Origin of the sequence: Pseudomonas sp. RAC1 (assembly GCF_030658255.1) — a bacterium.
Lineage (GTDB): Bacteria > Pseudomonadota > Gammaproteobacteria > Pseudomonadales > Pseudomonadaceae > Aquipseudomonas > Aquipseudomonas boreofloridensis.
Genome location: NZ_JAUTXS020000034.1, coordinates 92,035 through 112,006, shown reverse-complemented (window position 1 = coordinate 112,006; position 19,972 = coordinate 92,035). Strand labels below are relative to the sequence as shown.

Genomic DNA, 19,972 nt, shown 5'->3' with positions numbered 1-19,972 from the left:
CTCCCGTTCCGGCCGGTGGCGGGCTGACTGTCGCCTGCCCTGCCCCGACCCTTGAGCTCAAAATCGTGTTCAAAACGATGATGGACCGGCCAACGGGACCACCCGTTGCACCACTCCACCTTCAACCTGTACGCCGACGCCCGCGGCGCCGCGTGTTCTGATGGCCCGCCCCGCAGGGCCGGCCGGGCAGCATCGCGCTGCGATAGCTATGGACGATGGCGCACGGCCAACCGTCACATCCAAGCTCATGCCAGCTTGACCGCCTCGAGGAAGGCATCGATCTTGCCCGCATCCTTGATGCCCTTGGCCTGCTCGACCCCGCCACTGACATCCACCGCATAGGGTCGAACCTGGCGAATCGCCTGAGCGACGTTACCCGCCGACAATCCTCCGGCCAGAATGATGGGTTTGCTCAGGCCTGCCGGCACCAGCGACCAGTCGAACGCTTCACCTGTACCGCCCGGCACACCCGGCACGTAGGTATCGAGCAATATGCCGCGGGCGCCATGGTAGTGCTCGCAAGCCGCCTGCAGATCGTCGCCCGGGCGCACGCGCAGCGCTTTGATCCACGGACGATGGTACCCCTCGCAATCGGCCGGTGTTTCATCGCCGTGGAACTGTAGCAGGTCCAGCGGGACCACTTCGAGGATCTCGCTCAGTTCGCAACGCGAAGCATTGACGAACAGGCCCACGGTGGTGACGAAAGGCGGCAGCGCGGCGATGATGGCCCGGGCCTGGCGTACATCCACCGCGCGCGGGCTCTTGGCATAGAACACGAAGCCGATGGCGTCGGCTCCCGCTTCGGCAGCCGCCAGGGCATCCTCGATGCGGGTGATGCCACAGATCTTGGTGCGCACGTTGCTCATGGACGACAACCCTGGGTGATCAGTGAAGGGCCGGATGTTAGCAAATGACGTATCGCCCGTCAGTCGGACAGCGACTCGTAGCCGGTGAGAAAGTGCGGACCGATGTAACGCTGCGGTAGCGCGAACTCGTCCGGGTACTCCACCTGCACCAGATAAAGGCCATAGGGGTGGGCGGTGACACCGCCTTCGCGCCGATTGCGCCCCTCCAGCACCTGCCGCGCCCACTCCACCGGCCGCTCGCCGGCGCCGATGGTCATCAGCACGCCTGCGATGTTGCGCACCATGTGATGCAGGAAAGCGGTGGCACGTACATCCAGCACGATCATGCGACCGTGGCGCGTCACACGCAGGTGATGGATGTGCTTGATCGGCGACTTCGCCTGACACTGGCTGGCGCGAAACGCGCTGAAGTCATGAGTGCCGAGCAGGTACTCGGCCGCCTGGGCCATCGCGGCGATGTCCAGCGGGCGATGATTCCAGGTCACTTCCTCGGCGAGGTGCGCCGGACGGATCGGATCGTTGTAGATCACGTACCGGTAGCGCCGAGCGGTCGCCTTGAATCGTGCGTGAAAGTGCGCAGGCATTGGCCGCGCCCAGACCACACTGATGTCGTGGGGCAGGTTGAAATTGCTGCCCAAGGTCCAGGCGCGCTCGTCGCGCACCGCGCACGTGTCGAAATGCACCACTTGACCACAACCGTGCACACCGGCATCGGTGCGCCCGGCGCACACCACGCTGATCGGCGCGTCGGCGACCTTCGACAACGCCTGCTCCAGCGCCTGCTGGACACTGGGCACGCCGCTGGCCTGACGCTGCCAGCCGCGATAGCGCGACCCTTTGTATTCCACGCCCAGGGCGATGCGCGAGTAGCCTTCGGCGGCCGACTCGGCCGCCTCGATGTCGTTGATGTCCAAGAAAGCCAAACCTGTGGAGCTGATCGAAAGGCGGCCATTATAAAGAAAACGGCAGCCCACTGGGCTGCCGTCATCCACCTCAAGCACGCTGCCTGTCAGACCAGACGCGAGAGCATGTCCTCGGCTTCCTGACGCTGGGTATCGTCACCATCCTTGACCACTTCATCGAGGATGTCGCGGGCCCCCTGATGGTCCCCCATATCGATGTAGGCACGCGCCAGGTCCAGCTTGGTCGCCACCTCATCGGTCCCGGAGAAGAAATCGAAATCCAGGTCGTCCAGGGCTTCGGGCTCGAGCGCCGCATCCTCGGCGGTGAAATGCGGTTCCAGCGAAGGCGACGCCAGACTCTGCGAAAGCTTGTCCAGTTCGGCGTTGACATCATCGAGCTCAGACGCGAAATGCTTGTCGGCGGGTGTTTCGTCATCCAGCGCCAACGACAGGTCGAAGTCCTCCGGCAGTTCCAGTTCGGAAATCGGATCGAATTCAGGAATCTCGTCGAACGCTGCAAGCTCGGCAGCGACATCAACGGGCGTCTCGCTGTCTGCGGCTGGCGTGGCAGCAGCAGGCTCACCGACATCCAGGTCGAAGTCCGCCAGATCATCCAGTGGCTGCGGCTGGGACTGCGCCTGAGCCTGCGCCAGCAACGCCTCGAAATCGTCGTCTGCGCCGCTCTGCATCTGGTCGGCCTGCGGTGCTTCTGGGGCGTCGAGCACCGGCGCGTTGAGCGGCTCGTCCAACAGCAGATCGTCATCCAGGCTCAGGTCGAAGTCGTCGCCCAAATCCGGCGTGGCCGTGATGGATTCGACGTCAGCTTCGCTCGCGTCCTGCGGCGCGGGCTCGACGGCTTGCACGGGCTCAGGCTGCGCCTCGACTAGCGGCTCTGGGTCCTGCAACAGCTCCTGGACGTATTGCTCATCCTGCTCTGCTGCCAAAGCGGCGGCGCCGAGCCCGACGGCTGCCGCCGCAGCCACGACGGCAACCATGGCCGGGTAACGCTGCTTGATGCCTTCGACTTCACCCTGATTCTCCGGGGTGTCGGCCAATTGGTGCTCCTGCTCGGCAAAGGCGTGTTGATCGCCTTGACGCGCATAGACCTCCATCAACTTCAGGCGCAGGTCGCTGCGCTGCGGCTCAGCAGCCACAACAGGTTCAAGCAGGCTAGCGGCGTGGTTCAGACGCCCCTTGGCGACACTGTCATCGACCTCGGCCAACAGTGCGGCATAGCGATCGGCAACCACAGGCGCACTGGCAGCGACCGGCTTCTCAGCCGCGGCGGCGGCCGCTGCAGAGGCCGCCACCACCGCCGGCGACAGGGTCACCGTGGGGGCAGACACGTCCAGGCCATCGAAGCTGCCTGGCGGCAAGTCTGGGTCCGGCCCACGCTCATCGTCCTCGGCCAGCGCCCGCGCCATGCGCAGATGTTTTTCCGCCTCTTGCTGCGCCTTGCGCTTGCGCGCCAGAAGCAGCAACAGCAGCAGCAGGACCAGGAACGCCGAACCGGCCAACAGTCCCAGCAACAACGGATTACCCAGCAGATCGTCGAGCATGCTCGGTTCGGTCTGGGGCTGAGCAGCGGTCTCTGGCTCCGGCACCGGCGCGGTATCGACCGCAGCCGGAGGGGGTACGACCACAGGTTCGGCAGGCGTCAGTTGGGCATTCACCGCAGGCTCGACCGGCGGCGGCGCGACCGTAGCGGCCGGCGCCGCGTCACCTTGAGCCTGCAGACGCGCCAGTTGATCATTCTTCAGTTCGATCAGGCGCTGCAGCTTGTCCAACTGGCTTTGCAGATCGGTCATTCGACTCTGCAGTTCTTCGTTGTCACGGCGACTGGTATCCAGGCTCTCCTGGGCGACCGCCAATTTGTCGCTGAGGGCCTTGGCGTCATTCGCCGCACCTTGGTTATTCGGTGAGACCAGGCGCAGGTTATCGCCTTGGGCAATCCGTGCCGGGGCAGCATCGGCGGCGCCACGACGGGTCGCGTCCAATTGCCGAGCGCGAGGCCCCAGGCGCCGTCCTTCGCGCCAGGCGGCGTACTGTTCGGCCACCTCACGAATCGCTTCGCCCTGGGGGATGGCGCGGATCTGCTGCTGATCCGGCAGGCGCAGCACCTGGCCGGTCTTGAGCTGGTTGATGTTGTTACCGATGAAGGCGTCAGGATTCAAAGCCTGGATCGCCAGCATGGTTTGTTGAATCGACCCACCCTGGGTATTGCGCGCAGCGATTTGCCAGAGCGTGTCACGCTGACGGGTGGTGTAGCTGCCCGCAGTGGTCGCCGGGTTGACGGTTCCCTGCGCTGGCGCGGCAGTGGCAGCTTGCGGCGCATCGAGCGCAACGCTGTAGTCACGCAGCAGGCGCCCTTGCGGCCACATCACTTGCACCAGAAACTTGATGACAGGCTCGGGCAGCGGTTTGCTGGAGGTGACACGCAGCACGCTGCGGCCGTTGGGGTTGATCACCGGGGTGAAGCTCAGGTCCTGCAGATAGGCCGGTAGCGTCACGCCAGCCTTGGCGAACTCCTCGGCGGGCGCCAGGCTAGGCGCCACCTCCGAAGGGGTCAGGTCGCGTACATCGAGCAGCTCGATCTCGGCGTCCAGCGGCTGGTTCTGCGCCGACTTGAGGGTCAGCTCGCCAAGACCGAGTGCATTGGCCATGCCGGACGACAGCGCCGAAGCGGCCGCGATAGCCAGAACCAATTTGCGAATTCGAAGCATGGACCTGTTCCCTTGTATGAATCGTCCCCAATACCTGCCAGGCGTAGGACAAATGTGCTGGCCAGTATCTTTTACGCCATTTTTTTAATCAACAATTGCGCCAATTGTACGGCGTTGAGGGCCGCGCCCTTGCGCACGTTGTCGGTCGTCAACCACAGATCGAGTTGGTGATCCGCGTCGATTCCCTGGCGTACACGACCAACATAGACCACGTCCTGCCCCACTGCGTCACCCACTGGCGTCGGATAATCGTCATTCTCCACGCGTTCGACGCTGGCAGCGCCATCCAGCGCCAGCTTGACCGCCTGCACATCCACGGGAATTCGGCTTTGTACGGACACACTGAAGCTATCGCCGAAAAACACTGGGACTTGAACGCAGCTCACAGAAATCTTCAGTTCAGGCAGCCCCAACAGCACGCGACTCTCACTGACCAAGCGCCGCTCCAGGGTGCCGTGCCCCTGCTCATCGGTAGCGCCCACTTGCGCCAGCAGGTTGAACGCCACCTGCCGATCGAAGAAGCGCGGCTCTAGAGGGCGTGCGTTGAGCAACTCGGCAGTCTGTCTGGCCAGTTCGTTCACGGCCTCGCGTCCCTGCGACGACACGGCCAGGCAGGCCATGACCTGAATTCGCTCGATATCGAGCACACCTCGAAGCGGTGCCAGCGCCACCGCCAAGGCGATCGCACCGCTGCTCGGGCTCGACACCACTACGGGCAGCTTTAGCCCGTCCAGCGCCTCAGGGTTGGCCTCCGGTACGATGCTCAACGCCTCTTCGAGCCCGCCAGAGAGGTCGATCACCGAACACCCAGCCTCACGCGCCTTGCTCGCAAAACTGCGGCTCACCGCCGCACCAGCGGCGAAGAACGCCAGCTTGACCTGAGCAAAATCGAAACTGTCGACTTCGCGCACACGGACCTTCTTGCCGGCGAACATCACACTGCTGCCCGCTGACTCCATGCTCGCCAACAAATGCAGGGTTGCCACTGGGAACTGAAGCTCCTCGAGGATCTGCACCAGGGCTTCACCGACACTGCCGGTGGCGCCGACGACGGCGATATCTAAGGCTTGGCTCATGCTTTGAATCCTTGTACGGGAACGGCGGGAGCGGCACTGTACTTGATTGACAGAAAAACAAAAAACCCGTGCGGTCGCCCGGCACGGGTTTTTCGACACGCCGAAGCGATCAACGCTCCAGAAGAATCCGCAGCATGCGGCGCAGCGGTTCGGCTGCGCCCCACAGCAGTTGGTCGCCGACTGTGAATGCCCCAAGGTACTGCGAGCCCATGTTCAGCTTGCGCAGACGGCCAACCGGAACGTTCAGGGTGCCAGTGACCTGAGTCGGACTCAGTTCCTGCATGCTGATCTCGCGCTGATTGGGTACCAACTTAACCCACGGATTGTGCTGGCTGATCATGCCTTCGATATCGGCCAGCGGCACATCCTTGTTCAGCTTGATGGTCAGTGCCTGGCTGTGGCAACGCATGGCGCCGATCCGCACGCAGATGCCGTCGACCGGAATCGGGCTTTTGAAGCGACCGAGGATCTTGTTGGTTTCGGCCTGGGCCTTCCATTCCTCACGGCTCTGACCGTTGGGCAATTCCTTGTCGATCCACGGAATCAGGCTACCGGCCAGCGGCACACCGAAGTTTTCGGTGGGGAAGCCATCACCGCGCATGGTCTCGGCGACCTTGCGGTCGATGTCGAGAATGGCACTGGCGGGATTGGCCAGTTCGTCCGCTACCGCGGCATGGATACCGCCCATCTGCCGGATCAGCTCACGCATGTTCTGCGCGCCTGCACCGGAGGCTGCCTGGTAGGTCATGGCGCTCATCCACTCCACCAGACCGGCTTCGAACAGCCCGCCCAAGCCCATCAGCATCAGACTGACGGTGCAGTTGCCGCCGATGTAGTTCTTGGTGCCAGCGTCCAGTTGATGGTCGATGACCTTGCGGTTGACCGGATCGAGAATGATGACTGCATCGTCCTGCATGCGCAGGGACGACGCGGCGTCGATCCAGTAGCCTTGCCAGCCTGCTTCGCGCAGCTTGGGGAAGACTTCGTTGGTGTAGTCGCCGCCCTGGCAGGTCAGGATCACGTCGAGGGTCTTGAGCTCTTCGATCGAATAGGCGTCCTTGAGCGGCGCCGTATCCTTGCCCACGTTCGGGCCCTGGCCGCCGACATTGGAGGTGGTGAAGAACACCGGCTCGATAAGGTCGAAGTCCTGCTCTTCCAGCATCCGCTGCATGAGCACGGAACCGACCATACCGCGCCAACCGATCAGACCTACACGTTTCATCGCAACTACACCTTTGCTAAAAAGTGGGCCACCGTCGAGGGGAAACGACGGCGGGCCAGAGAGATTACAGATTCTGCAGAGCCGCGACTACTGCGTCGCCCATTTCCTGGGTACCGACCTTGGTGCAACCGGCCGACCAGATGTCGCCGGTGCGCAGCCCTTGGTCGAGCACCAGGCTGACGGCACGCTCGATGGCCTCGGCGGCCACCTGCTGATTGAAGCTGTAGCGCAGCATCATGGAAACCGAAAGAATGGTCGCCAGTGGGTTGGCGATGCCTTGCCCGGCGATGTCCGGCGCCGAGCCATGGCACGGCTCGTACATGCCCTTGTTGTCGGCGTCCAGCGACGCAGACGGCAACATGCCGATGGAGCCGGTCAGCATGGAAGCTTCGTCCGAAAGGATGTCTCCGAACATGTTGTCGGTGACCACCACATCGAACTGCTTGGGTGCGCGGACCAACTGCATGGCGGCGTTGTCCACGTACATATGGCTGAGCTCGACGTCCGGATAGTCCTTGGCCACCTCTTCGACCACTTCACGCCAGAGCTGGCTGGATGCCAGGACGTTGGCCTTGTCGACCGAGCACAGCTTCTTGCCGCGCACGCGGGCCATGTCGAAGCCGACACGGGCGATGCGACGCACTTCGCTCTCGCTGTACGGCAAGGTGTCGTAGGCCTGACGCTCGCCGCCCTGCAATTCGCGCTGACCACGAGGTGCGCCGAAGTAGATACCGCCGGTCAACTCGCGGACGATGAGGATGTCCAGACCGGACACGATCTCCGGCTTGAGCGAAGAAGCCTGCGCCAGTTGCGGGTAGAGGATCGCCGGACGCAGGTTGGCGAACAGGCCCAGTTGTGCGCGTATCTTCAGCAGGCCACGCTCGGGACGGATGTCACGCTCGATCTTGTCCCACTTCGGTCCACCGACAGCGCCCAGCAGCACAGCATCGGCGTTGCGCGCGCGCTCCAGCGTTTCATCGGCCAACGGCACGCCGTGTTTGTCGATGGCCGCGCCGCCGATCACATCGTGCGCCAGGCTGAAACCCAGGCCAAACTTTTCGTTGGCCAGGTTCAGCACCTTGACGGCCTCGGCCATGATTTCCGGGCCGATGCCATCACCTGGGAGAATCAGAATCTGTTTGCTCATGCTTTCCTCTATTCGTTCAAGCGGCGCGGCTGGATGCGCCGCGCCGAAATGCTAGCGCTCGGCCCACAGCACGATGACATCCGTGCTGAAGGAGCCGTCGGCCTGGATCTGATAATACTGCCGCACTTCCTCTCCCATGGCCCGCTGCAACTGGCGGATGGCCACGCGCATCGGCTCGGGTGTGCGCATGCGCTCGACCCAGGAGGCGAATTCCAGGTGCAAACGCTGGCGGCTGTGGCTGCGGGTGAACAGCCCCGCATCACTGACCTGGCGTAGCCACTGGTCGGCAGAGTAATCGCGCACATGACTGGTGTCGCGCAGGACTTCGACGCTTTGCAGGTAGGTGTCGAGCAGCGGACTGCCCGGCGACATGACGTCGATGAAAGCAGCCACGCCACCGGGCTTGAGTACCCGGCGCACTTCCCGCAGGGCCAGGCCCAGGTCGCTCCAGTGATGCGCCGAATAACGACTGATGACGTACTCGAAAGAGGCATCGGGGAATGGCAGACGCTCGGCCGCGCCGCGCTCGGTGACGATAGTGTTCAACCCTCGCGCCGCCGCCGTACTGGCAACCACATCGAGCATCGACTGCGAGAGATCGTAGGCCACCACCTCGGCCACCAAGGGCGCCACCTGGAAGCTGACATGGCCGGCACCACACCCAAGGTCCAGCACCCGCGCAGCGCCTTGGCCTTGCAGCTCAGCCTGCAGCAGAGCGAACTCGGTGCCCTGGGCATGTACGGGGCTGCTGAGATAAGCGCTGGCCTGTTCGCCGAACTGGCGCTGAACCACATCGGCGTGGGTGCTGCTGGTCATGGTGTCGATCCTCATGGGTCGTTTCAAGATGCGGTGCGTCTGGCCCGCTCACTCAAGCGTCGCGAAACAACCACGGCTGCGCAGCGCGGTGCCCGATTTCGAAGTCCTTGATGGCGTCGCCATCCTGCAAGGTCAGGCCAATATCATCCAGGCCATTGAGCAGGCAGTGCTTGCGGAAGGCGTCGATCTCGAAATGCAGGACCTTGCCGTCCGGGCGAGTGACGGCCTGGGCCTGCAGGTCGATGGTGAGTTGATACCCCGGATTGGCCTCGACCTGCTTGAACAATTCGTCCACTTCTTCGTCGGCCAGGATGATCGGCAGCAAGCCGTTCTTGAAACTGTTGTTGAAGAAGATGTCGGCGAAGCTCGGCGCGATGACGCTGCGAAAGCCGTACTCATCCAGCGCCCAAGGCGCATGCTCGCGGCTCGAACCGCAGCCGAAGTTCTCCCGTGCCAGCAGCACGCTGGCGCCTTGGTAGCGGGCGTGGTTGAGCACGAACTCCTGGTTCAGCGGGCGCTTGCTGTTGTCCTGGTAGGGCTGACCTACATCCAGGTAACGCCACTCATCGAACAGGTTGGGGCCGAAGCCGGTGCGCTTGATCGACTTGAGAAACTGCTTGGGAATGATCTGGTCGGTATCGACGTTGGCCCGATCCAACGGCGCCACGAGACCGGTGTGCTGGGTGAAGGCTTTCATGCTGCGCTCCCTTGGATCAACTCGCGGACATCGATGAAGTGACCAGTCACCGCCGCAGCGGCGGCCATGGCCGGGCTGACCAAATGGGTACGCCCACCTGCGCCCTGACGCCCCTCGAAGTTACGGTTGGAGGTAGAGGCACAATGCTCGCCGCTCTCCAGGCGGTCCGGATTCATCGCCAGGCACATCGAGCAACCTGGCTCACGCCATTCGAAGCCGGCTTCGAGGAAGATCTTGTCCAGCCCCTCGCGTTCGGCCTGGGCCTTGACCAGCCCCGACCCCGGCACCACCAACGCTTGCTTGACGTTCGCCGCCACCTTGCGGCCCTTGGCGATCTCGGCCGCTGCGCGCAAGTCTTCGATGCGCGAATTGGTGCACGATCCGATGAACACCCGGTCGAGCTTGATATCGGTAATGGCCTGATTGGCTGCCAGCCCCATGTACTTGAGGGCGCGCTCGATCGAGCCGCGCTTGATCAGGTCTGGCTCGGCCGCCGGATCCGGAACACGTTGATCGACCGCCAGCACCATTTCGGGCGACGTGCCCCAACTCACTTGCGGCTTGATCTGGGCGGCATCCAGCTCGACGACAGTGTCGAACACGGCATCCGCGTCGGATACCAGCTCCTTCCAGACCTGGACCGCCTGCGGCCACTGCTCGTCATTGGGCGCGTAGGGGCGTCCTTGGACGTAGGCAATCGTGGTGTCGTCTACGGCGACCAGGCCGACGCGGGCACCGGCCTCGATGGACATGTTGCAGATGGTCATGCGGCCTTCCATGGACAATGCGCGGATAGCGCTGCCGGCGAACTCCATGGCATGACCGTTGCCACCAGCGGTACCGATCTTGCCGATGACCGCCAGCACGATGTCCTTGGCGGTGACGCCGGCAGGCAACTGCCCCTCGACCCGCACCAGCATGTTCTTCATTTTCTTGGCGACCAGGCACTGCGTGGCGAGCACATGCTCGACTTCCGACGTACCGATGCCGTGGGCCAACGCGCCGAAAGCGCCGTGCGTGGAGGTGTGCGAATCGCCGCAGACCACGGTCATGCCCGGCAATGTCGCGCCTTGTTCGGGGCTGATCACGTGCACGATGCCTTGGCGCTCGTCGTTCATCTTGAATTCGACGATGCCATATTCGTCGCAGTTCTCGTCGAGCGTCTGCACCTGCAAACGCGAGACCTGGTCGGCGATGGCCTCGATACCGCCCTTGCGCTCAGGCGTGGTCGGCACGTTGTGGTCAGGGGTGGCGATGTTGGCGTCGATACGCCATGGCTGGCGGTTGGCCAGGCGCAGGCCTTCGAAGGCCTGGGGCGAAGTCACTTCGTGGATGATATGACGGTCGATATAGATCAAGGACGAACCATCGTCGCGTCGCTTGACCTCGTGCGCATCCCAGAGTTTGTCGTAAAGCGTTTTGCCAGCCATCAGACTGTTCCTCATCAGCGTATTTCTATGCCAATAACCCCTTGGCTTGTACGGTCGATGCTAAAGGGCTAGATTGAATAACTCAAATTCATAATTTTTATGCTTTGGATAACCAAAAGGAATTCGAAAGCGTGGACCTGGCAAACCTCAGTGCCTTCATTGCGATTGCTGAAACCGGCAGCTTCTCGAGTGCCGCTGAGCGCCTGTATTTGACCCAACCGGCGGTCAGCAAACGCATCGCAGGCCTGGAGCAGCTACTGGGCGTGCGCCTTTTCGATCGACTCGGCCGCGAGGTGAGCCTGACCGAGGCCGGGCGAGCCCTGCTCCCGCGTGCTTACCAGATCGTCAATGTACTGGACGACACACGGCGTGCACTGACCAATTTGACAGGAGAAGTTACCGGCCGCCTGACTCTGGCCACCAGCCACCATATCGGCCTACACCGCCTGCCCCCGGTCCTGCGGGCGTTCACCCGGGAATATCCTGGAGTGGCGCTGGATATCCAGTTTCTCGATTCAGAAGCGGCCTACGACGAAGTTCTCCACGGCCGCGCAGAAATTGCCGTGATCACCCTGGCCCCCGAGCCTCATCATCTGATTCGGGCCACCCCTGTCTGGGACGACGCGCTGGACTTCGTCGCCGCCCCAGAGCACCCACTGGCACGCGACAGCCACGTTCGACTGGCCGATGTCGCACGCCATCCCGCCGTGTTTCCCGGCGGTAATACGTTCACTCATCACATCGTGCAACGCCTGTTCGAGAGCCAGGGACTGACGCCAAACATCGCCATGAGCACCAACTATCTGGAGACTATCAAGATGATGGTGTCCATTGGTCTGGCCTGGAGCGTTCTGCCGCGCACCATGCTCGATGGGCAGGTCGCATCCATCGCTTTGCCCGGCATATGCCTGTCTCGCCAGCTAGGCTACATCCTGCATACGGAACGAACGCTGTCCAATGCGGCCAGGGCGTTCATGGCCTTGCTCGACAGCCAGCGCGAGCCTGCCTGACTGCATCGCGGTACGGCGTGTGATCCATAGCGAGCTTCATCTGCCGAAGGTCTGCGAGCCATGCCCAAACCAGACAAAACCTACCCGCGCCTGCCTCATATTCCTGCAGTCGACCCGTTGGAATCGGAGCAGGCGTGGCAGAACGCCCCGCAATTGCTGACCGCACTCAACGGTGCGCGCCTCGGCGCGTGGCTGTGGGATATCGAAACAGGCCGGGTGAGCTGGTCGCGCGGCACCCAGGCGCTATTCGGCTTCGATCCGCAGCACCCACTGGCAGAGGGCATCGACTACCTCGACCTGCTCCCTGAAGAAGACCGTGCGCGAACTCGCCAATTATTCCAGGCGGTGGTCGATGGCGAACCGGCGGATCAAGCCATGCGCCATCGCATCCGCTGGCCCGACGGCAGCCTGCACTGGCTGGAAATAAACGGCAGCCTGACCCACGATCACAACGGTCGCCGCCAGATGATCGGGGTGATTCGCGAAATCACCCGCCAGCGCGATCGAGAGGCCGCGCTGGTCAACTCGGAAAAGCGCTTTGCCACCCTTTTCCACCTCAGTCCCAATGCGATCCTGCTGACACGTCGCCACGACGGCATGATCTTCGAGGTCAACCAGCACTTCGAGGCCATGTTCGGCTGGCCTGGCGCGCTGGTGATCGGCAAGAGCAGTGTCGAACTGGGCATGTGGGTCCACGCCGAACAACGCCAGCAAATGCTCGACGCCACCCGCAACAGCGGCAAGCCGGTGACCATGGAAGTGCAGTTCCGCACCGCGACCGGCCGGGTCCAGGACGGCATTCTGTGCACCCAGGGCATTGAACTCGAAGGTATTACTTATCTGGTCAGCACCTTTGTCGACACCACTGAGCGCAAGCGCGCCGAGCGAGCCCTCAAGGACAGCCAAGAGCGCCTGGACCTGGCGCTGGACTCCGCACAACTGGGCACCTGGGACTGGCACATCCCCAGCGGCATGCTCTATGGCTCAGCGCGCGCCGCGCAGTTGCATGGCCTGGACCCTGCCCCCTTCCACGAGTCGTTCGACGCATTCTTCGAAGGTGTGCCGGAAGAAGAACGCAGCGCCATGCGCCAGGCCTACCGCAGTTTACGCGAAGGGCCGGCGGGCAATTACCAGATCACCTACCGGGTGCAATTGGAAAACGGCGCCTCGCGCTATATCGAAAGCCGAGCACGGCTGTATCGGGATGATCAGGGCACTCCGCTGCGCATGGCCGGTACATTGCTGGACATTACCGATCAGGTCGAACGCGAGCAGCGCCTGAGCGCCTCGGAGGAAAAATTCGCCAGCCTGTTCCAGGTAAGCCCCGATCCGATTTGCGTTCTGGATCAGGACAGCGGCCAGTTCATCGAAATCAACCCGGCCTTCACCCAAACGTTCGGCTGGACCGCCACGCAGGTGATAGGGCGCAGCCCCGACCAGATCGGATTGTGGGCCGAACCTTACGCCCGCGCCCAACGTATCGAGCGGGTCATTCGCGAACAGGGCTTGAGCAACATTGCCGTAGTGGTCAACCACCTGAGCGGCATACCGCTGACCTGTATGATTTCCAGCCGCTTGATCACAGTCGACAACCGACCTTGCAGCGTGACCACGCTACGCGACATCACCCAGCAACAACGCGCCGAGTCCGCCCTGAAGGCCAGCGAGGAAAAGTTCGCCAAAGCGTTTCATTCAAGCCCCGATGCCATCACCATCACCGAACGTCAAAGCGGTCGTTACCTGGAGGTCAACGACGGCTTCTGCCGACTGACCGGCTTTAGCAGCCACGAAGTGGTCGGCCGGACCGTTTTCGAATTGGGCATCTGGACCGACGAAAAGCAGCGCGCGGCGCTGTTGGCAGACCTCGGCGAGCATGGCCGGGTGCACCATCGGGAAATGCTCGGACATAACAAGCAGGGCGAGGTGTTGACCGTCGAAGTCTCGGTCGAACCGATCAGCCTCAACGACACCGACTGCCTGTTGATGACTGCACGCGACGTCAGCCAACTGAAGAATGCCCAGGCGCAGATTCGTCACCTGGCCTACCACGACCCGTTGACCAACCTGCCCAATCGCGCCCTGCTGACCGATCGGCTGAGCCAGCAGATCGCCCTGCTCAAACGCCATGATCTGCGCGGCGCCCTGCTCTTTCTGGACCTGGATCATTTCAAGCACATCAACGATTCACTCGGCCACCCGGTCGGCGATACCGTGCTCAAGATCATCACCGCACGCCTGGAAGCCAGCGTACGTCTGGAGGACACGGTGGCGCGGCTGGGCGGCGACGAGTTCGTGGTGCTGCTCAGCGGCCTGGCCGGCAGCCGCGAACGGGTCGAGGCCCAGGTACGCGAACTGGCCGACACCTTGCGCGAGCTGCTGGCCGCACCGATGTCGCTGGATGGTCAGCGCCTGCAGGTGACGCCGAGCATTGGCGTAGCGCTGATTCCGGATCATGGCTCTACCCCGGCCGACCTGCTCAAACGTGCCGACATCGCCCTGTACCGGGCCAAAGACTCGGGACGCAACACCACGCAACTGTTTCACACCACCATGCAGGAAGCCGCCAGCGAACGGCTGCGCATGGAAAACGACCTGCGCTTGGCGCTGTCGCGTGACGAACTGGCGCTGCACTTCCAGCCCCAGGTTGACGCGCGCGCCAATCGCATCGTGGGCGTAGAGGTCTTGCTGCGCTGGCATCACCCACAATTGGGGCAGCAATCCCCTGCGCTGTTCATACAGGTGCTGGAGGAAAGCGGACTGATACTCGAGGTGGGCAGTTGGATCCTCGACCAGGCCTGCGAGGCCTGCGCGCGCCTGCTGGATGAGGGCTTGATCGATGCTGGTGAGTTCAGCCTGTGCGTGAACATCAGCCCCAAACAATTTCGCCAGAATGATTTCGTCGAAAGGGTTTTGCGCAGCCTGGACGAGCATCATCTGCCCCGCTACATGCTCAAGCTGGAAATCACCGAGGGGATCGTGATCCAGAACCTGGAGGACACCATCGGCAAGATGCGCGAGCTCAAGCGTCACGGCGTGACCTTCTCCATGGACGATTTCGGCACGGGCTATTCCTCGCTGACCTACCTCAAGCGGTTGCCCGTCGATGCACTGAAGATCGATCAGACCTTCGTGCGCGATGCACCCAACGATTCGAACGATGCGGAAATCGTTCGCGCCATCGTCGCCATGGCACACAGCCTCGGGCTGACGGTAATCGCCGAAGGTGTCGAGTTGACCGAACAACTGACGTTCCTCCAGCGCCAAGGCTGTCATCTTTATCAGGGTTATCTGTTCAGCCGACCACTGGCTCTGGCTGAGTTTCGCCGTCTATTGGCTGAGACAAGCGGTCGCACATGACTGGCTGGCGAGAGAAATCAGGTAGAACGATGCGCAACGCAAACAAGATCGGAGCCGCAAAGCGGCCCCGATCGATGCTCACCGAGCAGTTTCAAGGTATCAATTGAGCGCTGGCTTATCGCCATTGATTGGGATGCGCTTGGCCTTGGCTTCTTCCGGGACGACACGCAGGAGGTCGATGCTCAGCAGCCCGTTGGCCAGGTCGGCGGCCTTGACCTCGATGTGATCGGCCAGACGGAACGACAGCTTGAACGCGCGCTGGGCAATACCTTGATGCAGATAGGTCACCTCGGTGGCGGCCTTGTCACGCTTGCCACCCGAGACCGTCAGTACACCCTTCTCGACCTGAAGATCAAGGTCCTGCTCCTGAAGGCCGGCGGCGGCAATAACGATGCGGTACTGGTCATCACCATGCTTTTCAACGTTGTAGGGCGGGTAGCTGCTACCAGCCTCGTTACGTGCCGCAGACTCGAACAAGTCATTGAAACGGTCGAAGCCAACGGAGTGGCGGAACAGCGGTGCGAGGGAGAAAGCGGTAGTCATAGTCATTAACTCCTGAGATTCAGCAAGTAAGTCACTTCGCGACCCGACTTCGGCATCGCGTACTCAAGAGATAAGGTCTTCAACAACGGTTTCAAGGGACATCGGCAAAAAAATCGTGTGCCCTTCAGGCAACATCCAATTCAACGCCTTGCCCGGTGAGTACTCCAACGCCCAGCAACTGACTGATCCGCTGGCAGTCGTCTTCACGGCGCAATTGGGCGAACAGTGCCACGGCCTCTGGATAGCTGCGAGTCAACATGGCCAGCCACTGCTTCATCCGTCCTGGCGCATAGCGCGGCGACAGCTTGGCCTGGGCCTGACGCCAGAATTCGCGCAACAGCGGCAACAGTTCGCACCAGGCCAAAGGTCGGTAGTCGCGCCCCTCGTGTGCTGCTGCGATCTGCAGTGCCAAGTCGGGCCGAGACACCAGACCACGCCCCAACATGATGTGTTCGGCACCGCTGACCTCGCGGCAGCGCCGCCAGTCCTCGACCGTCCAGATTTCGCCGTTGGCGAACACCGGTACCTGAACCACGTCCTGCACCCGCGCCACCCATTCCCAATGGGCTGGCGGCTTGTAACCTTCGACCTTGGTTCGCGCATGCACCACCAGGTGCGCTGCCCCGCCTTCGGCCAGCGCCGTACCGCACTCCAGGGCACCGTCCGGACTGTCGAAGCCCAGACGCATCTTGGCGGTCACAGGGATATGCGCAGGTACGGCGCGGCGAACTTCATGGACGATGGCGTGCAGCAGTTCAGGCTCCTTGAGCAGCACCGCGCCCCCGCGGGATTTATTGACGGTCTTGGCCGGACAACCGAAGTTCAGGTCGATAACCGGCGCACCCAGCTCGCAAGCCAACGCGGCATTCTCTGCCAGGCATACGGGGTCCGAGCCCAGCAACTGCACACGCATGGGCACACCTGCCGCTGTTTGAGCTCCGTGGCGCAGCTCAGGCGCCAACTTGTCGAATGACGAGGGCGGCAGCAGGCGATCGCAGACGCGGATGAACTCGGTGACACACCAGTCGATGCCCCCGACACGGGTCAGCACGTCGCGCAGGATGTTGTCGACCAGACCCTCCATGGGGGCCAGGGCAATTTGCATGTTGGGGTCTCGAGAAAAAGCGGGAGTCTAGCAAAAAGACGGGGCGATCAGGCATCGATCAGTGCCGGACCATAGCCTTCGATGAACTCGGCAGGCATGCGCCGAGGCCTGCCGCTGGACAGCTCGATGCAGGCGAAGGTGGTCTGCGCACGAAGCAGCGTGACGCCGTCGCTTGGACGCCTGAGCTGGAAACGACGAGTCATGCGCAGACGCTGGTCCCATTCGACGATCCACGTGCCTAGTTGCAGCTCGTCGTCCTCATAGCCGGCCGCCAGATAGTCGATTTCATGACGAACAACGGCCATGGCCCGGTCCAGCCGACGGTATTCGGCCAAGTCCAGGCCCAGGCGCTGCGAATGACGCCAGGCACACCGCTCCAGCCACGTCACGTAAACCGCATTGTTGGCGTGGCCAAGGCCGTCGATGTCTTCGCTGCCGACCCGAAGGTCGATGATGAACGGCGCTGCCAGATCCCAGCTCATGCCTGCTCCCCAATGAGTGAAGAGGCAGAGTGTAACCAATGCCGAGAAGTAGAAAAACAAAAGGCCCATTCAATAATCGAATGAGCCTTTGAAGTCCCGCAAAACGCGGGTAAAAGTGGCGTCCCCTAGGGGACTCGAACCCCTGTTACCGCCGTGAAAGGGCGGTGTCCTAGGCCACTAGACGAAGGGGACGTGAAACCTTCGTGCAGACTCGCTTTCACGAATCCTGGCAGATTTGGTGGAGCTAAGCGGGATCGAACCGCTGACCTCCTGCATGCCATGCAGGCGCTCTCCCAGCTGAGCTATAGCCCCGAAACAAAACAAAAAGCCCATCCAACAACCGAATGAGCCTTTCAACCCCGCAATACGCGGGAAGAAGTGGCGTCCCCTAGGGGACTCGAACCCCTGTTACCGCCGTGAAAGGGCGGTGTCCTAGGCCACTAGACGAAGGGGACGTTGACCTTCGTGCCGGCCCGTTTTCACGAGCCGCGGCAAAATTGGTGGAGCTAAGCGGGATCGAACCGCTGACCTCCTGCATGCCATGCAGGCGCTCTCCCAGCTGAGCTATAGCCCCAGATTTCTAGCCTCGCGGCCCAGCGACCCTTGCAGCATCGCTTGTGTGAAACTGGCGTCCCCTAGGGGACTCGAACCCCTGTTACCGCCGTGAAAGGGCGGTGTCCTAGGCCACTAGACGAAGGGGACGAACCTTCTTGCCTTCAAGACCGTGTACTAGACCCGATCTTGCTTCATGTTGCTGGACATGAAGCGGAATGTGGTGGAGCTAAGCGGGATCGAACCGCTGACCTCCTGCATGCCATGCAGGCGCTCTCCCAGCTGAGCTATAGCCCCACAATGTCGCAGTGAACCGAAGCATCGACTGGGCGCCAAATGTTTCGTTCTCGTTCATCGCTGTGGACGGGGCGCATATTAAGAGTGGATTGCAGGGCTGTCAAACGAATTCGTGAAAAAACTCAAAATTTTTTTCACAGATAACAATCACTTACCGCCCTGCCCTGGCGGCCCAAGAAGGGCTGCCCACGGCAGTGAAGGCTTGCTCCACCGCCGCCGCCCAGGCGATGACCATTCACAAACGATCAGGCGATACTGGCGAGGAGCTTTTCCCACTCCTTGTTTTCTTTCTTGGACACGCCCCCCAGCAACTCCAGTGCCTGCCGCAAGCGATAGCGCGTGAGGTCAGGGCCAAGAATCTCCATGGCATCAAGTACCGACACCGAACTGGCCTGACCGGAAATCGAAGCGAACATCAGCGGCATGGCGTCACGCAACTTCAAGCCAAGCGTGTCGACTACTGCCTGGATACAGCCAGTGATGCGCTCTTTTTCCCACTGACGCAAACTTTCGAGTTTCCACAAGATCAACTGCATCACCTGGCGAACCTGCTCAGGCGTCAGCTTCTTGTGCTCGAACAGCTTGGCATCGAGCTTGAGCGCACCTTCAAAGAAGAAACCGGCCAACGGCGCAATCTGACTGAACGTTTCCACCCGACCTTGAACGTGCGGGGCGATTTTCATCATGTAGTCGGAGTTGAACGCCCACTGTTGCACACGCGCAGCGAAGTCTTCGACCGGCAGATCACGCAGCCACTGGCCATTGAGCCAGGACAGCTTCTCGATATCGAAGATCGGCCCCCCCAGCGAGATGCGCGACAGATCGAAGTGCTCGACCATCTCCGCCAGGGAAAACTTCTCGCGCTCGTCGGGCATCGACCAACCCATGCGCCCCAGGTAGTTGAGCATCGCCTCGGGCATGAAGCCCATGCGCTCGTAGAAGGTGACGGAGGTCGGATTCTTGCGCTTGGACAGCTTGGATTTGTCTGGATTACGCAGCAGCGGCATGTAACACAGCTTGGGCTGCTCCCAACCGAAATACTCGTAGAGTTTAATCAGCTTCGGCGCCGAAGGCAGCCATTCCTCACCGCGCAAGACGTGGGTGATCCCCATCAGGTGATCATCGACCACATTGGCCAGGAAGTAGGTGGGCAGACCGTCGTTCTTCATCAGCACCTGCATGTCCATGCGGTCCCACGGAATCTCGACATCGCCACGCAGCATGTCCGGCACCACGCAGACGCCTTCGCTGGGCACCTTCATGCGGATCACATGGGGCTCGCCTGCCGCCAGACGGCGCTGGACCTCCTCAGCACTGAGCTCGAGCGCACGCCCGTCATAGCGGGGCGTCTCGCCGCGGGCCATCTGTTCGGCGCGCATCTGATCCAGCTCTTGCGCCGTGCAGAAGCAGTAGAAAGCGTGACCGGCATCGACCAATTCCTTGGCATAGCGCGCGTAGATTTCGCCACGCTCGCTCTGCCGATATGGACCATGCGGACCACCGACATCCGGACCTTCGTTCCACTCGATTCCCAGCCAGCGCAGGGCATCGAAGATCTGCTGCTCGGACTCACGGGTCGAACGCAACTGATCGGTGTCTTCGATACGCAGAATGAATTCGCCGCCGTGCTGCTTGGCGAAGCAGTAGTTGAACAGAGCGATGTAGGCGGTGCCGACATGGGGGTCGCCGGTAGGCGATGGCGCGATGCGCGTGCGAACGGTGGTCATGGACAGTCTCGGACGAAGGA

The 19,972-nt window shown here is 62.0% G+C and carries 15 protein-coding genes and 6 tRNA genes; 2 read left to right on the top strand and 19 right to left on the bottom strand.

Annotated elements, in window-relative coordinates; genetic code table 11:
* Positions 1-245: 245 nt before the first annotated feature.
* The 9 genes from Q7C30_RS14150 to leuC form a co-directional block, all read right to left on the bottom strand.
* Positions 246-866 (bottom strand): phosphoribosylanthranilate isomerase, encoded by a 621-nt coding sequence (locus tag Q7C30_RS14150; RefSeq protein ID WP_317871846.1) that lies wholly within the window; start codon positions 864-866, stop codon positions 246-248.
* A 59-nt stretch (positions 867-925) separates the two neighbouring features.
* Complete coding sequence (truA, locus tag Q7C30_RS14145; protein WP_162889585.1) at positions 926-1,774, bottom strand: tRNA pseudouridine(38-40) synthase TruA; 849 nt, start codon at positions 1,772-1,774, stop codon at positions 926-928.
* Between the two features lie 101 nt (positions 1,775-1,875).
* Complete coding sequence (locus Q7C30_RS14140; RefSeq protein ID WP_317871845.1) at positions 1,876-4,491, bottom strand: FimV/HubP family polar landmark protein; 2,616 nt, start codon at positions 4,489-4,491, stop codon at positions 1,876-1,878.
* Between the two features lie 71 nt (positions 4,492-4,562).
* On the bottom strand, positions 4,563-5,567 hold the full coding sequence (locus Q7C30_RS14135; protein WP_317871844.1) for an aspartate-semialdehyde dehydrogenase: 1,005 nt from the start codon (positions 5,565-5,567) through the stop codon (positions 4,563-4,565).
* A gap of 109 nt (positions 5,568-5,676) precedes the next feature.
* Complete coding sequence (asd, locus tag Q7C30_RS14130) at positions 5,677-6,789, bottom strand: aspartate-semialdehyde dehydrogenase (protein ID WP_039576342.1); 1,113 nt, start codon at positions 6,787-6,789, stop codon at positions 5,677-5,679.
* Between the two features lie 64 nt (positions 6,790-6,853).
* Positions 6,854-7,936, bottom strand: a complete 1,083-nt coding sequence (leuB, locus tag Q7C30_RS14125) for a 3-isopropylmalate dehydrogenase (protein ID WP_116887834.1) — start codon at positions 7,934-7,936, stop codon at positions 6,854-6,856.
* Positions 7,937-7,987: 51 nt separating this feature from the next.
* Positions 7,988-8,752: a class I SAM-dependent methyltransferase gene (locus Q7C30_RS14120; RefSeq protein ID WP_317871843.1), complete on the bottom strand. Its 765-nt coding sequence runs from the start codon at positions 8,750-8,752 to the stop codon at positions 7,988-7,990.
* Between the two features lie 52 nt (positions 8,753-8,804).
* Positions 8,805-9,449 (bottom strand): 3-isopropylmalate dehydratase small subunit, encoded by a 645-nt coding sequence (leuD, locus tag Q7C30_RS14115; RefSeq protein WP_039576335.1) that lies wholly within the window; start codon positions 9,447-9,449, stop codon positions 8,805-8,807.
* Positions 9,446-10,879 carry a 3-isopropylmalate dehydratase large subunit gene (gene leuC, locus Q7C30_RS14110; RefSeq protein ID WP_317871842.1) on the bottom strand — a complete coding sequence of 478 codons (1,434 nt, stop codon included), beginning with the start codon at positions 10,877-10,879 and terminating at the stop codon, positions 9,446-9,448. The genes leuD and leuC overlap by 4 nt, the downstream gene beginning before the upstream one ends.
* Positions 10,880-11,010: 131 nt before the next feature.
* On the opposite strand from leuC, the gene Q7C30_RS14105 reads away from it, so the two are divergent.
* Both Q7C30_RS14105 and Q7C30_RS14100 read left to right on the top strand, forming a co-directional pair.
* Positions 11,011-11,889: a LysR family transcriptional regulator gene (locus Q7C30_RS14105; protein ID WP_317871841.1), complete on the top strand. Its 879-nt coding sequence runs from the start codon at positions 11,011-11,013 to the stop codon at positions 11,887-11,889.
* A 60-nt stretch (positions 11,890-11,949) separates the two neighbouring features.
* Positions 11,950-15,246, top strand: coding sequence for a PAS domain S-box protein (locus Q7C30_RS14100; RefSeq protein WP_317871840.1), 3,297 nt, complete (start codon positions 11,950-11,952; stop codon positions 15,244-15,246).
* A 99-nt stretch (positions 15,247-15,345) separates the two neighbouring features.
* Here the strand turns inward: Q7C30_RS14100 and Q7C30_RS14095 are convergent, their stop codons facing one another.
* The 10 genes from Q7C30_RS14095 to gltX all read right to left on the bottom strand — a co-directional run bounded on the left by Q7C30_RS14095 (position 15,346) and on the right by gltX (position 19,952).
* Positions 15,346-15,789 (bottom strand): Hsp20 family protein, encoded by a 444-nt coding sequence (locus Q7C30_RS14095; RefSeq protein ID WP_029614178.1) that lies wholly within the window; start codon positions 15,787-15,789, stop codon positions 15,346-15,348.
* A gap of 124 nt (positions 15,790-15,913) precedes the next feature.
* Positions 15,914-16,894 (bottom strand): tRNA-dihydrouridine synthase, encoded by a 981-nt coding sequence (locus tag Q7C30_RS14090; protein WP_039576327.1) that lies wholly within the window; start codon positions 16,892-16,894, stop codon positions 15,914-15,916.
* A 47-nt stretch (positions 16,895-16,941) separates the two neighbouring features.
* On the bottom strand, positions 16,942-17,376 hold the full coding sequence (locus Q7C30_RS14085; RefSeq protein ID WP_317871839.1) for a thioesterase family protein: 435 nt from the start codon (positions 17,374-17,376) through the stop codon (positions 16,942-16,944).
* A gap of 116 nt (positions 17,377-17,492) precedes the next feature.
* A tRNA-Glu gene (locus tag Q7C30_RS14080) sits at positions 17,493-17,568 on the bottom strand.
* Positions 17,569-17,612: 44 nt separating this feature from the next.
* Positions 17,613-17,688 (bottom strand) — tRNA-Ala (locus tag Q7C30_RS14075).
* 67 nt (positions 17,689-17,755) lie between these two features.
* Positions 17,756-17,831: transfer RNA gene (locus tag Q7C30_RS14070), tRNA-Glu, on the bottom strand.
* A gap of 43 nt (positions 17,832-17,874) precedes the next feature.
* Positions 17,875-17,950, bottom strand: a tRNA-Ala gene (locus tag Q7C30_RS14065).
* Positions 17,951-18,002: 52 nt separating this feature from the next.
* Positions 18,003-18,078: transfer RNA gene (locus tag Q7C30_RS14060), tRNA-Glu, on the bottom strand.
* A gap of 71 nt (positions 18,079-18,149) precedes the next feature.
* A tRNA-Ala gene (locus Q7C30_RS14055) sits at positions 18,150-18,225 on the bottom strand.
* A 245-nt stretch (positions 18,226-18,470) separates the two neighbouring features.
* The gene (gene gltX / locus Q7C30_RS14050; RefSeq protein ID WP_317871838.1) at positions 18,471-19,952 is read right to left on the bottom strand and encodes a glutamate--tRNA ligase; all 1,482 of its coding nucleotides are present in this window, start codon (positions 19,950-19,952) and stop codon (positions 18,471-18,473) included.
* Positions 19,953-19,972 lie beyond the last annotated feature (20 nt).